The following is a 14,306-nucleotide window of genomic DNA, read 5'->3' on the forward strand; positions in this document are numbered from 1 at the left end:
GTGTGGGGTTTCCCCATGTGAGAGTAGCACATCGCCAGACTTCTATTCAGCTCATGAGAGCTACGAGAAAGCCATCCGAAAGGGTGGCTTTTTTTATGCCTGAAATAAACTCACAAAGCCCATAGCATTATTAAAAATAACCATCGCCTAACGGCGCACGGTGACCGGTGACCGGTAACCGGCACTTGGATAGTGTGAGGTTACCCAGGGTAGAATAGAGCCTCTAGATTCCTATTTAGCTCTTGAAAGCGAAGAGAAAGCTATCCTAAGGGGCGGCTTATTTTGCCTAAAATAAACTCACAGAGCCAATGAGAGAGCAGAACAGCTTCCTGTTCTGTTCCTGATCCCCACATTTTTAAAAGGCAACCCTAGACGCCTCAGTTAACGTTTAGACCATTATTGTGTTAAAAAAAATCCGATATTTGAAGAGCTGTTGACAGTATTAATTTGTGTCGTCTTCCTTGTAATGGAGTAACTTTCATCTAATGGACTCAATGTAAAAGAGCAAAGAACATAGAAGCGTGTTAATGAATATTTTTTGTTAAATGGGGATGTGTGAAACTACTTATGCTAGAAGGTGTATTAGCTTGCGTGATTAGTGCCGGCTATCTCTATTCTTGGTGTGAATGGGCTATACGGAAGGTAATGCATTATTTACCGGAAACTATGGTTTAATACCTATAGTGAGTTGTGAGCGTCTTGTTACTCTGTTAACGCAGCATAGGCTATCGTAGTCATAATGTTTTTAGAAGCGTTAAGATCTTGAAGGCGACGCTCTGCTATTTTGTCAAACGCCGCTTTTTCGTTTTTAGCAATGGGCTGAGCTTTCGGTAAGGTTACGGTTCTAGGGTTGCGGTGAACACCGTCTACAAGAAATTCATAATGTAGGTGTGCGCCAGTTACCATACCCGTTGAACCGAGGTAACCTACGGTTTGACCTTGTTTTACCCAGTCGCCTTTTTTCACTGCACGTTTTTTAAAGTGAAGGTATTTCGTGGTGTATTTTTCGCCGTGTTGAATAAAAACGTGATGACCGTTGAATTTGTCATACCCTGCACGAATAACTTTGCCATCTCCTGCAGCCATTACTGGAGTGCCGACAGCTGCTACGTAATCGGTTCCTCTATGGGCTTTCCAGCGTTTCTGTACAGGGTGAAAGCGTGCTTTTTTGAAGTTTGAACTTACGTACCTAAAATCAACGGGAGCGCGTAAAAAACTTTTACGCATACTACGGCCTTCAGGCGTGTAGTAATTGCCATCTGTGTGCATCACCGCCTGAAAGGTATCACCTTGGTTTATGAACTCTGCTGCGATAATGTCACCATAACCTACGAAGTCACCGTCGATATAATGTTCCTCAAAGACAACATTAAACATATCACCTTTTCTTAGCTCTATCGCAAAGTCGATATCCCACCCGAAAATACCTGCTAAGCGCATAATTAAGTTGTCAGTTAGGCCCGCTTTGATGCCCGCATTCCAAAAACTACTTTCAATTTGTCCGAACGCGAAATTACTTCTAATCTCTATCGGATTTTCAGTTACTAGTGTTGAATAGGACTTGAAATCGTCTGAGGCGTCGACGAATAATACTTTTGTGTTTGATAGTTCGTATCGAAGACGCTGTAGCTTACCTTCGCTAGATTTAATGTAGTCTAGCTGCTCTCCTGGGCGAATAGTTGTTAAGGATTTAGCTAGTTCGCCAGCTTGGGTTACCAAGTAAGTTTCTTTCGGAGTTAAGCCTACTCGTTTAAAAATTTTAGCCAATGTGTCACCAGGTTTAACCGTAACACTTTTCCAAGTATCGTATTGGAGTTCGGTATTCTCCGTAAACTCTTCAAATCGAGTGGTATCGAGGGCAATTGGATAGCGAATACCTGAATCTAAAACCAGAGATGTAGAATGAGCAGAAACACTATCTGAATGGTTTGACGATAAAATAGATAAAAACATGACTACGCATAAACCAGCTAGCAAAACTCTATGGGGCTTAGGTAAATTTAAAAACAACTCAACAATGCGCATAATTTTCTCTTATTATTCTACGCCTAAAGAATAAAGCGTTTTCATCGTAGTTTTCAAGTAAAATGAGGTGGATAGGGTAGATTTAATAGAGAGACTTTAGCTGTATCTTATATAAATTGGTGCGGAACGAAGAGAAAGCAAAACAATTTATCTTTTTGCACGCATCATATTGAAATGGAAAAGCATAAATTTGCTTGAGTTAAATTAGTTTAGGTTTTCCAGTTTCTCTTCAAGTTTTAAACTTAAGGCCCGAATTGACTCATTGTCAGTCTCTGAAATAGTTTGTATTTCTGCGTATGACTCTTTATACAAGGCTAGCTTGTATAAAGTTTCTGCTGTGTAATAACGGGTTAATTCATTGCTATTATCTAAACTAGACGCTTGACGGAGTATTTTTAAACCTTCTTTTGCGTCATCAAAGCGCACCAAACTCCAGCCAAATTGGGTCATTATTGCAGGGTTGTTGTTATTTAAATCGTAGGCCTCTTGGGCGAAACGGAGCGTTGATTCTGGATCATTTAACCCATCAGCAATAATGGATAGCCTGTTGAGTATTCCAGCTCTGTTTTCCTGTTGATCAAACTCAAGTAAGGTTTCGTATTCATTGCGAGCTTTGACAAGTTCACCGTCATAAAAGTAGATTTGGGCTAACAGGTTATGAGCAAAATAGTCGTTATTGTTCTCGCTTAGTCTACGTTGTAATGCATCAAGCATAATGGACTTTATTTGCTTGTCCGTTGAATATTGATACAGCTTACCCATCAAAACGTTGGAATAGGGGTCTGTTTTAGCTAGTTGGGTATAGAGCGCTTTTGCATTGTCTACGTTGCCGTTTTGTTCCGCTCGTCTTGCGAGTAAAAACACGACTTTTGGGTGCGCTTTTTCAGCTTTCGTCATTTTTGCAAAAATCGTATCTACTTTATCGGTGTCGTTTGCGTTAAGTAAAATTTCCGCTGCACGAACGGTAAAGCTGGCTTCGTTAAATAATTCTGCACCAATTAGAAGTAATTCTGCAGCTTCGTCTACATGGTTGATTTGTAAGTACAAGTTACTCAATAACTCATAGTGCTGAATTGTGAGAGGTTGCATTGCCAAAATTCGTTGAATTTCAATTTTAACGCTGCTTACATCCTCCATCTTTCTATAAATATCTGCTCGAATTATCAGGTTATCTATGTTGAATGGCGATACTTCAACAAGTTTGTTGGCATAGTCGAGGGATGCATTGAATTTACCTTGTCTATTTTCTAGAGATATTAGAGACTTTAAAATATAAGGCGCGTTCTTACTGGCAAATGCTGCTTTTTGCAAAAGTGAACGCCCTTCTTGGGTGTGATGTTGATCTAATTCAACCAAGCCAAGCATATATAGGCTCGGTGCATGTCCGGGTTGCGCTTTTATTATTTTTTTCAATTTAGCGATGCCATCATCATTATTTTTCTGTGCTAAATCGATTAATGCCAAATTGTAATTTATGGTGGTGGAGTTTGGTGCAATCTTTTGTAGCTCTGAAAACAGTGATTTGGCTGTTTTTACGTTCCCTTGTTTTAATGCTAAAACTGCTGATAGCTCTTTTACGGTGTAACTGGGTCTAATATTTTTAAGAGCTGAAAGTGATTTTTCGGCTAGAGTATAGTTTTGAATTTGAATGGCATATATGGTGGCAATGCGATTGACATCGACACTTTTGGGGTATTGATCTACTAATGTTTCAAGTAGGACTAAGGCGTCATCTATTTGACCTTGATATACCAGGTATTTTACTTGAATAAGTAACACATTAGGGGAATTAGGGTATTGCGTTGTTAACTTCTCTATGAGAGGAGAGGCTTTAAAGGTTTGATTACGCTCCATGTATTGTTCTGTCAACAACAGAAGTATATCGGGTGTGTCAAGTAACGAGTCTTGATGGTTTTCTAACAGTTGTATTGCCTCTTTGTTTTTGCCTAAAGAGAATCGAGTTTTGGCGAGGAAAATAACAGACTGCAAATCTGTCTTGTCTTGCTTGTAAAGGAGATTAAAATCTCTCAAAGCCGACTCATATTGCTTTGCAATAAAGGCTAGCAATCCTCTTAGGTAAAGCAATTGAGAGTTGCTTTGCACTGCGCCATTAGGGAGTTCTGCGACCTTGTTTCGCATTCTCTCAAACGAGGGATCTGGTGCTCTAATTTCGTCGAGTTCTGACAGTACAATTTCTCTTGTCGTTAAGGCGAATGGGTCACCTGGCTGAAGAGCTAAAATATTTTCAATGACCTCGGCAGCTTCAACTTGAAGTTCGTCCATAAGGTAGGCGTCGGTTAGGCCTCTTAAAACAAGAACATTTGTGGGGTCGTTTTCAAGTAGCTTTAAAAAAATGCTAATGGCTTCTTTTGCATTTTTTTCGTCTAAAGCAAGTCTTCCATATAGATAATTCACAGATGGATTATCTGGAGATAAAGCCAATGCTTCGTTAAGTGATTCGCGAGCTTCTACATAATTTTTTTCATGTATTTTAATCTGGGCAATTCCAAGCATTAAATCGAATTGGTTTTTAGATGTTTTTTCAATTAACTGAACAGACTCTTCAGCACAAGGTACATCATTAGTAGCAATACATGCTTTAGAGCGAAGAAGTAACCAATTGACTTGTTGTTTAGCAGGTAAAGTGTTGAATTCAGAAAATTGAATTATGGTATTGAACTGCTCTTGTTGCCATAAGACCTGCCCCCAAGTATCTGAAAACAGTGCATAGTCGACGTTATTATCAATTAAGGATTGATACATGTTTAATGCAGCGGAGAATTGCTTTTTTTGAGCAAAGATATTCGCACGTAACAGTAAGCCAGGAGCATATTCGGGGTTAGTAGATAAACAGTTTTTCAGCCTTATGAGAGCTTCGTCTAATTTGCCTTCCTTCTCTGCTGTGCTCGCGAGTTCACATTCTATGATTGATGTAGATTGAGCTAAACTGAATAAGGAGTACAGCCATAAGAATAAGATGAAAAAGGGGGAGAAGAGTTTTTTTTTCATGAATAAGGCAAGCTTAGTCTAATTATTATGGAATAAAGACACACTGTGGTTTCAGTGTGTCTTCACAACGTTAAATCGAGCTTATCGTTTTGCGTCGTCTACTAATATAAATCAATGCTAATACAGTCAATAATAGCGAAGCAGGGGTTGGTACTTCTGAAGGTGGAACAGGGACATCAGGGTCTTCGAACTCTTCATCGAAAAACTCTGCATGCAGTTCAGCCATAGAGTCAAGAGATAGTGCAACTAGCCCACCGTCAAATGCCCCATTTGTTATCGTAACATCAGCTTGGGGAGCTAAAACAGAACCTTCAAACCCGTCGCGGGAAAATGTAATGTCGTTGTAGTTATTAAAATTGAAAATGAGCGAGTTTCTGATACCTTCACGGTTACCTATGAAGCCTGCTGACACGGTTAATGTGTCATCAAGCGCATCTGATGCTCCAGTAACATTAATTATGATTGGTACATTTAGGCCAATGAGAGCATCGAAATCTAAACTTATGTTTCTTGATAGGAGTTCACCAGAAACATCAAATACTATAGCTTCACCATCGATAACTGAGTCTGGAGTAAAAGTAACTCTATTAGGGTCGCTGTCGTCTACGCTACCGTTTGATGCGAGCGCCGAAAAGTTTTCACTGTCTTCTACTGCACCTTGATAAAGTGACTCTAGCGCTTCCTCTAACATAGAAAGCTCATCAGCATCTGCCTGCCTAATCTCTCCGTTGGCATTATTGTTAACGTTTCCACTTATGGTTCCACCGTAAACAACATTACGAGTTCCATCGCTGTTGTTACCCACAAGATTGAAATTGGAATTAATATCTCCAATAACAGTTACTGCGTCAACACCATTAGTACAACCAGCATTACAGTTATTTCCGAATGTAGAGGCATTGGTGATATCCCCTCCTACAAATATGGCACCTTCAATATCTGAAGATGTGCTCAAGTCATTCTTCAAAATAAGATTGTATGTACCAACGTTGTCCGCAGAATTAAATGTAGCTGCAGATGCTAATCCACAGCAGAGAAACACAGAAAAATAAAAGGTGCATATTTTTATAAATTTCACTTTTAATCCTTGTTAAAATATTTAAAGGAAAGAAGTTCAGAGAACGATTTGCCTTATTGAAATACATGAGGCTTACATTATACGTAATAAGCAAAAAACATTCCAATTTATTTAGTGTTTGATCTGGTGGGTATTTTTTGCTTTTTCATGTGTTTTTTTTCTATTGTGTAAAAAAAATCAACACAATATTAAGGTGAAAGCAATATAAGTGAGAATTCTTAAACGTATTTTTCATCATTTTCCGTGACAATCTATTGTTTTAAGAATTGAATTCTTTCAACTGACATTTTCTTGCCTCTACCGAAACTTACTATGTAATCTGCTGTATCTTCTTTATAATCACTTTGAGTTTTATCCATTTGGAAATTTTCTATGTCCATCCGTTTTACGTTTTTTGTTTCATTCTTTCTTTTTTTAGTGGCTTGTAGTTCGGAAGAACAAACAGTGCCGCAAACGTTTCATGCTCCATCGGTGGATGTTGCTAATCCTATAGAAACGACAGTAACATCTTGGGACGAATATTCGGGCCGTTTTGAAGCTGTTGAAGAAGTGGAAATTAGGGCTCGGGTTACAGGTTATATTGAGTCAGTTAACTTTGAAGACGGCCAGTTCGTTAATAAAAACGATATACTCTTTGTTATCGACCAACGTCCATTTAAAATTGCACTGGATAGTGCCAGTGCAACATTCGATTTAGCTCAAAAAGAACTCGTAAGAGCAAAAGAGTTAAGAGAAAAGAAATCTATCTCTCAAGAAGAGGTCGATGAGCGTATAAATGCGGTTAGACAAGCTGAAGCAGATCTCGCATCGGCTGAACTCAATATGGCGTTCACTGAAGTGAGAACACCTATTTCTGGCTTAGTGAGCAGAGATTTAGTTAACGCTGGAAATTTGATTTCTGATTCTAATGGAACGCTGTTAACAACAGTTGTCAGCATCAATCCTATTCATTTTTACTTTCAAGCAGGTGAAACTGAATTTCTAAAATACATGAGAGCTTCTTTGTCAGGCGATCGTGAAAGTTCTCGTACCGCCTCTAATCCTGTAAGAGTGAAACTACAAGATGAAAGCGAATATGTACATTCAGGGGTGATGGATTTCGTTGATAACCGCGTCGACAGAAGCACCGGCACTATTGAAGGCAGAGCTATCTTTAATAATGATGATGGCTTCTTATTACCTGGGGTATTCGGCCGCCTTAAAGTTTTATCTAGTAACAAACAAAATGTGTTACTTATTCCTGATATAGCTTTAAGCACAGATCAAAATCGAAAATACGTTTATATCGTAAATAAAGATAGCAAGATTGAACGGAAATATGTTGAATTGGGCAAACTGCACAATCAAGATTTACGTATTATTACCTCCGGCTTACAAGGAAATGAAAATATTGTTGTGAACGGACTTATGCGTATTCGCGACGGTGTTCCGGTAAAACCAGAGACTGTTGATTTATCCAAACAGTATTCATTTTAGGGTAATTCATGTCACTTTCTCATTTTTTTATTGAACGTCCTAAATTTGCTACTGTACTGGCTGTTATTGCCATTATTGTAGGTGGTTTGTCTTACTTTTCTTTACCCATAGAACAATACCCCCAGGTTGCGCCGCCTACAATCCAAGTATTGGCTAGTTATCCGGGCGCAAACGCAGAAATAGCGTCAAAAACCGTTGCTACCCCCATAGAACAGGAAATCAATGGGGTAGAAAACATGTTGTATCTATCGTCTCAATCCACGGCAGATGGAACGGTTACTATTACGGTGACTTTTGAACTTGGTACCGATTTAGACACAGCTCAGGTTCAAGTCCAAAACCGGGTAGCGATTGCTGCGCCAAGGCTACCTACTTCTGTGCAGGCATTGGGAATTACGACAAAAAAGAATTCGCCTGATTTGATGATGGTTGTGCATATGCTGTCACCGGATGATACTTACGATCAAACCTATATTGCGAATTACGCTACATTGCATATTCAAGATAAATTATCTCGTATTAATGGTGTAGGGGAGCTAAGGGTGTTTGGCGCGAGCCAATACTCTATGAGGATCTGGTTAGATCCAGACTTAATTGCATCAGTGGAATTAACAGCCGCTGAGATCATTGCCTCTTTGCGAGGGCAAAACATTCAGGTATCCAGTGGTACATTGAATCAGTCACCTGTAGTTAATGGACAAACGGCATTTGAGCTTGCAATACAAACTCAAGGGCGTTTGATTGAACCTGAACAGTTTGAAAATATTATAGTGAAAAATGACGGAGGAAGAATTGTTCGCCTTCGCGATGTGGCAAGAGTTGAATTAGGGGCTGAATCGTATACCACAAAAGGGTATTTAAGTGGTGATAAAGCTATCGCGATGCCTATTTTCCAACGTCCGGGAACCAATGCGCTAGAGACAGCTGATGCAGTTAAAGCTGTGATGTCTGAGGCTGAAAAATCGTTTCCACCTGGGCTGGAATATAAAATAGTTTATAACCCCACTGAGTTCATTGCTCAGTCTATCGATGCTGTGGAATATACGATTTACGAAGCGATCGCTTTAGTGGTTTTAGTAATAGTGGTATTTTTACAAAATTGGCGAGCGTCAATAATACCCGTTCTTGCTATTCCTATTTCCCTTGTGGGGACGTTCGCTGTAATGAGTGGGTTAGGTTTTTCTATTAATAATTTGACGCTATTCGGTTTGGTGCTAGCCATAGGTATTGTGGTGGATGATGCCATTGTCGTAGTAGAAAATATGGAAAGGCTACTATCTGAAGGCATGAGCCCGTTAAAAGCCGCTAAAGAAACCATGAACGAAGTCGGCGGCGCTTTAGTTGCAATGGGGTTGGTGTTGGTAGCGGTTTTTGTTCCTACGGCATTTGTTCCAGGAATTACAGGCGTATTTTACCTTCAATTTGCCATAACTATTGCAACCGCAACTATGATTTCGGTGGTTGTTTCACTGGTGTTAAGTCCGGCATTGTCTGCTGTTTTCTTTAAGTCGCATAGTGAAAAAACGACAAAAGGATTTTTTCAGCGAATTTTCGATAAGTTTAACAACGGTATTGAAAGGCTATCGTCATTTTATGGAAGAGTTGTCGCTAAGTTGATCCGTTGGGCTCCTTTGATGGTGGTGGTGTACATCGGTTTTATGTTTTTGACTGTGTTTCAATTTGAACGGGTTCCAAAAGGCTTTATTCCTGCCCAAGACCAAGGATATATCATCATTGCTGCGCAGCTTCCGCCCGGGGCATCTTTGAGCCGAACGGATAAAGTTGTACAAAATGTTTCCGATGAGGTTTTAAGTGTCGAAGGTGTGGAAAACGTGGTGGCCTTTAGTGGTTTCTCAGGGGCAACATTTACCAATGCGTCCAATTCAGCGGCAATGTTTACCATATTGGAATCTTTTGAAGAGCGTCAGAGAAAAGGCATTAGCTTTCAAGACGTGCTAAATGGTATTCGAGCTAAAGCTGGGGCAATTAAGGAAGCGTATGTTGTCGTTATTCCTCCTCCTTCTATTCGCGGAGTCGGAAACGGTGGTGGATTTAAAATGATGCTGCAAGACACTCAAGGTAGAGGTCTTGAGGTACTCGAAACGGCGATGTTTCAGTTAGCTGGTGCCGCAAACCAAGAACCTGCTACGTCAGCTGTATTTAGTTTGTTTGAAACTAAAACACCACAAATCTACGCTGATATCGACAGGGCTAGAGCAGAAAAGTTAGGGGTTCCTGTGTCTGATGTATTTAGTGCGTTAGAAGTGTATTTGGGGAGCGCGTTTGTTAATGACTTTAACTACTTAGGACGCACGTTTAGGGTGACGGCTCAAGCCGACGCACCTTACAGAATGACAGAAGATGATATCGGACGTATTCGAGTCAGAAATAGTAATGGTGATATGGTTCCTCTTAGTTCTATTACGCGTTTTGAACAACGTTCCGGGCCGTCTCGAGTACCGCGTTACAACCTTTACCCTGCGGCTGCGTTACAAGGTAATACCTCACCCGGATTTAGTTCTGGAGAGTCACTAGCCACTATGGAGCGCTTAGCCGATCAATTGCTGCATGATGGCATTAGCTTTGAGTGGACAGAACTTGCGTTTCAACAGAAACAAGCGGGGAATAGTGGTATTTTCGCTTTCATATTTGCGGTGGTTTTCGTGTACCTATTATTAGTCGCCTTATATGAAAGCTGGACTACGCCTTTAGCCGTTGTACTAATTGTTCCTATGTGTCTACTCAGTGCAATTACAGGTGTGGGGCTAATGGGCATGGACAACAATATTTTGACTCAAGTAGGTTTAATTGTTTTGGTTGGTTTAGCCAGTAAAAATGCCATTCTTATTGTGGAGTTTGCTCGTCAAAATGAATTGGAGGGAATGCCTTTAATTGATGCTGCTGTCTATGCTGCGAAAATTCGGTTGCGCCCTATTTTGATGACATCTTTCGCCTTTATTTTAGGGGTTGTGCCTCTAGTTCTTGCCACCGGTGCGGGTGCCGAAATGCGACAAGCTCTTGGTGTTGCAGTGTTTAGCGGCATGTTAGGCGTGACCTTTTTCGGGCTTCTTTTTACCCCTGTGTTTTATGTGCTAATGCGTCGTCTTTCGCTCTGGATAAAGGGAGCCGCCAAAGAGCAAGAAAAAACCGCATAGAATAAAAGTAGAAAGGCCGTATTTGCGGCCTTTCGTTTTATTAAGCTACTATCAATACCGTCGTCAAGATTAAAAGAAATCCTGAAACCACTAAGGTTATGGTATTAAGAGTGTAAACAGTAACTAGCATATCACTCATTTTTACTTGTGTTGGGCTTCCATATCTAGGTAGTTTTTTACGTATCCCAGAATATTGTACGGGGCCGCCTAAGGTAAAACCTAAGCGTTTTCCTACAGTATGAAAAAGCAAAGGGGAAAGTGTTTTCAACGTTAACTTTGGTTTGCTAGTAGTTACATTTTCTCTACTCACTTTTGTTCTTTTTACTATAAATAAGAAACAAAGCAGCAATGTAATCAACATGGGAATAAACTGAAAAATACGACAGACTAGAGCCATTGGCTTTGAAAAACTGTCGTCTGGATTTCTAGGTTGTTTCCATTGCCAATAACATTCTAGTGCAATCCTGTAAGCTAAGGCCATAACAACGCCAAATGCCAAATACACTAATATGGGGGTGAGTATTTGATAAACATACCTCAAAATAAGAGCTTCAATTGCCGCTTTACCTATCCCAATGGGGCTTAAAACCTCAGTATCTCGTTTTACTATTGAGGAAAGCCATTGTCTTGCCAGTAATTTTTTTTCGTTATTTAATGCCTGTTGTACTTTTATGAACGTTCTTTTTTGCGGTTGAAAAGAGGCTGCGAAAAAAAGAATAACACACTCAAAAAATACTCCGTATTCCACAAGTGATAGTGCGATATATAATATGACTAACAGAGGCACAAAAATAACAACATAACTTAACGAGCCAGATATTAGGTGTTGCTGTATGGAAGACTTGGGGGTTGGACGTACTTTGTTGTCTATTCTTTTTGCAAGTAAAGTAATAACCGCTATAGGATTAAAGCGTTCGGGTAATGTGAGAAAATTATTGATGATTAGAACGATTAAAGCAACACAGCAGCTTATTGCTGCTGTGGGTATAGAGTCAAAATCTAAAAGCGGATTCACTTGGATATTACTTGCTTAGCTCTTTTATCATGCTAATGACCAGCTGAGCTGAGTTTTCAGAGGCAGTCTCGATGTACTTGTTAAACGACACCGTTGAGGTGACACCAGCTATGTCGGATAAAGAACGGATCACTAAAAAGGGCACATCTAGCATGAAGCATGTTTGTCCAATAGCTGCACCTTCCATTTCGGCTGCAGCAACATTAGGAAACTGAGTACGTAGTAGTTCTGCTGCTTCATCGGAGCCTATAAATGAGTCGCCCGTGCAAATTAATCCTCGAGTCGACTTTACTCCGTTAATATCACTAAGTGCGCTTTCGGCGGCTTCTATGAGACGACTATTGCAAGAATAAGTTTCGGGCATTCCAGCCATTTGTCCAAGTGCATAACCAAAATGAGTTACATCAACGTCGTGGTGAACAACGTCTGTAGCAATGACAATATCGCCAATTTGAAGAGAGCTATCAAATCCTCCAGCGGAGCCTGTGTTAACGACAAAGTCTGGTGAAAACTGATGAATTAAAGCGGTTGTAGCGACCGCGGAGGCGACCTTACCTATACCACATTTGACCAATACAATATCGAGATCGTGAATTTTACCTTCGTAGAAGGTGAGGTGAGCCCATTTAGTTTCAGTCATTCCAACTAGGCTATCTTTTAGGAGTGCGACTTCTTGATCCATTGCACCTAATATTCCGATCTTCATTTTATGCTCTCATATTGTTGAATTGTTTGCAGTGTAGTGTTTTAGGGACAGACTTTAAACCTAAAATGGTATTATATAGACAATTCTCTTATGAAATAAAAGTCGGGGAGTTTCTGTCCCTACTTTCTATATTTACTTTGGTAGTTATGGGTAGTTGAAAGGTGAAATATATAATCACAATTTTATTGAAGTTAATTTTATTAGTAGTAGCGACATCTATTTCGCAGTTAAATTATGCAAATGAAACTGGCTTTTTTACTGTGTCAGTGGGGCATGCTGGGGTTTTTGATAGAGATTTAGATGACCCAGAGGTTGTTAAATTAGAGTATCGATTTAAGCCAACTAAATTTTTGCAGCTAGCTCCAGGTTTAGGCGTATCAAGAGCCGGAAACAATGCGAATTTTGTTTTTGGATTTGTTGAGCGAGATTTTTACGTAAAAAAACATTGGGTAGTCTCACCCAATTTTGGAGCAGGATTTTTTAATGACAGCGAAAGTTTAAATTTAGGCTACGATATTCAATTCCGTTCTGGAGTAAGAATTGCTTATGAATTTGAGAACAAAATGCGTTTGGGTGTAGAACTATTTCACCTGTCGAATGGAGGATTAGGGGACAGCAATCCGGGAACGGAACCGGCGTTTTTGTCTTTGTCTGTCCCTTTCGGTAACTAATATTCAATACTAAGTATGCAAGCAGCTCTGCCAGTTACGCAGCAGCTCTGCTAGAGCGCAAAGGACGAGTGGGGCGGCTGGGCTTTTCTAATGTCATTTTGCTCTCTGCCAATTTTTGCTGTTTTCTGCGAAGGGGAATGAGTTTAGTTTCTACGCAATCTTTGACTTCCTCTAAAGAATAGCCAGATTTAACCTTAATCCTTGCAAGCGGGATATTTGCATTATCGAGAGCGTTTGTAACAAAGAGGTCTTTCTGTGCTTTGTAGCTTTCATTGCCTTGCCGGTAAACCAAATCTACCGCCATTACTGGGTCCATAGTTTTTCTATCACAAAGTACAAAATCAAGATGTTTAGTTGATGTTTTAGCTAGTGCGTCGGACATTTGTTTTTTGCGAAGAGGGTTTCTTACTGTTACTAAGTCACTTAATTTAACACGACACATAATTTTAAATTCGTGACCAACAGCCTGTTCCAACAACTGTAAAAAGGAACGTTCTACTGGAGTAAAAAGCTGCCCTTTAGGCTTAAACACATAGTTGGTATTCGGTGTCGAAACAATTATTGCCCCAGCAGACACTGCGATCAACAGCATCATTAGTATAATTGCAAGTTCCATATTCATTCCTCAAACTGTCTTGGCAATTAACCCTCTTGTCAAAACATTGACTAAAAGAAAAGATTAATTACTGTGTTTATTCACTAAATGAATAAGAGCAAGAGTAATGCCACATAATTTTGTGTATAAAAAATATAATTCGTTTTTAAGATTTTGTTAGCTACTAGGATTGATAACTAGGATATCAATTTGGCTTCCATTACCGTCTGGAGAGACAACAACCCGATGAGTTTTAGAATCATTCATAATGAGCGTTCGGTTGTTTTCTCTGGATGCCATGGAGAGATTTTTATTCCGCAGGAAAAATGCAATGACGTCATCTGGCATTTCTTTTACGTGATACACCATAGAAAAGGGGGGAGTAGAGTCAAAAATTTGACAAAGCTTAGCTTCTTCGTGAACGGTTAATGAGTGGAATTTATTTGGGCAAGTAGAAACCTCAGGCCCTTCAGCGTGAGTATTAGAAGTGCTTAGTAGCCCCAATAGTAAAAATCCTAACACCCGCATAGTCTAATTCCCATCTATTTTTTAATGAGTATACGGTGGTCAGCACGG

11 protein-coding genes are annotated in these 14,306 nt (G+C 39.8%); 4 read left to right on the top strand and 7 right to left on the bottom strand.

Annotation, left to right across the window (positions count from 1 at the left end; all coding sequences use genetic code 11):
* Window positions 1–702: 702 nt before the first annotated feature.
* From J3L16_RS11720 to J3L16_RS11730, 3 genes are all read right to left on the bottom strand, one after another.
* A complete protein-coding gene (locus tag J3L16_RS11720) occupies window positions 703–2,025 on the bottom strand; it encodes a peptidoglycan DD-metalloendopeptidase family protein (protein WP_207613172.1) in 1,323 nt (440 codons plus the stop codon).
* 204 nt (window positions 2,026–2,229) lie between these two features.
* The gene (locus J3L16_RS11725; RefSeq protein WP_207613173.1) at window positions 2,230–5,034 is read right to left on the bottom strand and encodes a tetratricopeptide repeat protein; all 2,805 of its coding nucleotides are present in this window, start codon (window positions 5,032–5,034) and stop codon (window positions 2,230–2,232) included.
* Between the two features lie 70 nt (window positions 5,035–5,104).
* Window positions 5,105–6,112, bottom strand: a complete 1,008-nt coding sequence (locus J3L16_RS11730) for a choice-of-anchor A family protein (RefSeq protein ID WP_347564662.1) — start codon at window positions 6,110–6,112, stop codon at window positions 5,105–5,107.
* 372 nt (window positions 6,113–6,484) lie between these two features.
* Here J3L16_RS11730 and J3L16_RS11735 point away from each other — a divergent pair, with 372 nt between their 5' ends.
* On the top strand, window positions 6,485–7,588 hold the full coding sequence (locus J3L16_RS11735; RefSeq protein ID WP_207613175.1) for an efflux RND transporter periplasmic adaptor subunit: 1,104 nt from the start codon (window positions 6,485–6,487) through the stop codon (window positions 7,586–7,588).
* Window positions 7,589–7,596: 8 nt separating this feature from the next.
* The gene (locus tag J3L16_RS11740) at window positions 7,597–10,743 is read left to right on the top strand and encodes a multidrug efflux RND transporter permease subunit (RefSeq protein WP_207613176.1); all 3,147 of its coding nucleotides are present in this window, start codon (window positions 7,597–7,599) and stop codon (window positions 10,741–10,743) included.
* A gap of 40 nt (window positions 10,744–10,783) precedes the next feature.
* On the opposite strand, the gene J3L16_RS11745 is transcribed toward J3L16_RS11740, so the two are convergent.
* Entirely contained in the window at window positions 10,784–11,644 is an 861-nt protein-coding gene (locus J3L16_RS11745) for a cobalamin biosynthesis protein (RefSeq protein ID WP_347564667.1), read from the bottom strand.
* On the opposite strand from J3L16_RS11745, the gene J3L16_RS16290 reads away from it, so the two are divergent.
* A complete protein-coding gene (locus J3L16_RS16290; RefSeq protein ID WP_242698822.1) occupies window positions 11,577–11,777 on the top strand; it encodes a hypothetical protein in 201 nt (66 codons plus the stop codon). The genes J3L16_RS11745 and J3L16_RS16290 overlap by 68 nt on opposite strands.
* Here the strand turns inward: J3L16_RS16290 and J3L16_RS11750 are convergent.
* Window positions 11,766–12,464 carry a 5'-methylthioadenosine/adenosylhomocysteine nucleosidase gene (locus J3L16_RS11750; RefSeq protein ID WP_207613178.1) on the bottom strand — a complete coding sequence of 233 codons (699 nt, stop codon included), beginning with the start codon at window positions 12,462–12,464 and terminating at the stop codon, window positions 11,766–11,768. The genes J3L16_RS16290 and J3L16_RS11750 overlap by 12 nt on opposite strands.
* Window positions 12,465–12,649: 185 nt before the next feature.
* On the opposite strand from J3L16_RS11750, the gene J3L16_RS11755 reads away from it, so the two are divergent.
* Window positions 12,650–13,135 (top strand): acyloxyacyl hydrolase, encoded by a 486-nt coding sequence (locus J3L16_RS11755; RefSeq protein WP_207613179.1) that lies wholly within the window; start codon window positions 12,650–12,652, stop codon window positions 13,133–13,135.
* Between the two features lie 34 nt (window positions 13,136–13,169).
* Here J3L16_RS11755 and J3L16_RS11760 read toward each other — a convergent pair whose 3' ends face one another.
* Window positions 13,170–13,751, bottom strand: coding sequence for a DUF2726 domain-containing protein (locus tag J3L16_RS11760; protein ID WP_207613180.1), 582 nt, complete (start codon window positions 13,749–13,751; stop codon window positions 13,170–13,172).
* Window positions 13,752–13,907: 156 nt separating this feature from the next.
* A complete protein-coding gene (locus J3L16_RS11765; protein WP_207613181.1) occupies window positions 13,908–14,258 on the bottom strand; it encodes a hypothetical protein in 351 nt (116 codons plus the stop codon).
* Window positions 14,259–14,306 lie beyond the last annotated feature (48 nt).

It is taken from the genome of Alteromonas sp. 5E99-2, from assembly GCF_017368475.1.
Lineage (GTDB): Bacteria > Pseudomonadota > Gammaproteobacteria > Enterobacterales > Alteromonadaceae > Alteromonas_F.

Bases quoted from the DNA above. Each gene is read 5' to 3' on its own strand.
- J3L16_RS11720 (WP_207613172.1), bottom strand. From the start codon at position 2,025: ATGCGCATTGTTGAGTTGTTTTTAAATTTACCTAAGCCCCATAGAGTT.
- J3L16_RS11740 (WP_207613176.1), top strand. From the start codon at position 7,597: ATGTCACTTTCTCATTTTTTTATTGAACGTCCTAAATTTGCTACTGTA.
- J3L16_RS11725 (WP_207613173.1), bottom strand. From the start codon at position 5,034: ATGAAAAAAAAACTCTTCTCCCCCTTTTTCATCTTATTCTTATGGCTG.
- J3L16_RS11765 (WP_207613181.1), bottom strand. From the start codon at position 14,258: ATGCGGGTGTTAGGATTTTTACTATTGGGGCTACTAAGCACTTCTAAT.
- J3L16_RS11760 (WP_207613180.1), bottom strand. From the start codon at position 13,751: ATGGAACTTGCAATTATACTAATGATGCTGTTGATCGCAGTGTCTGCT.
- J3L16_RS11750 (WP_207613178.1), bottom strand. From the start codon at position 12,464: ATGAAGATCGGAATATTAGGTGCAATGGATCAAGAAGTCGCACTCCTA.
- J3L16_RS16290 (WP_242698822.1), top strand. From the start codon at position 11,577: ATGGAAGACTTGGGGGTTGGACGTACTTTGTTGTCTATTCTTTTTGCA.
- J3L16_RS11735 (WP_207613175.1), top strand. From the start codon at position 6,485: ATGTCCATCCGTTTTACGTTTTTTGTTTCATTCTTTCTTTTTTTAGTG.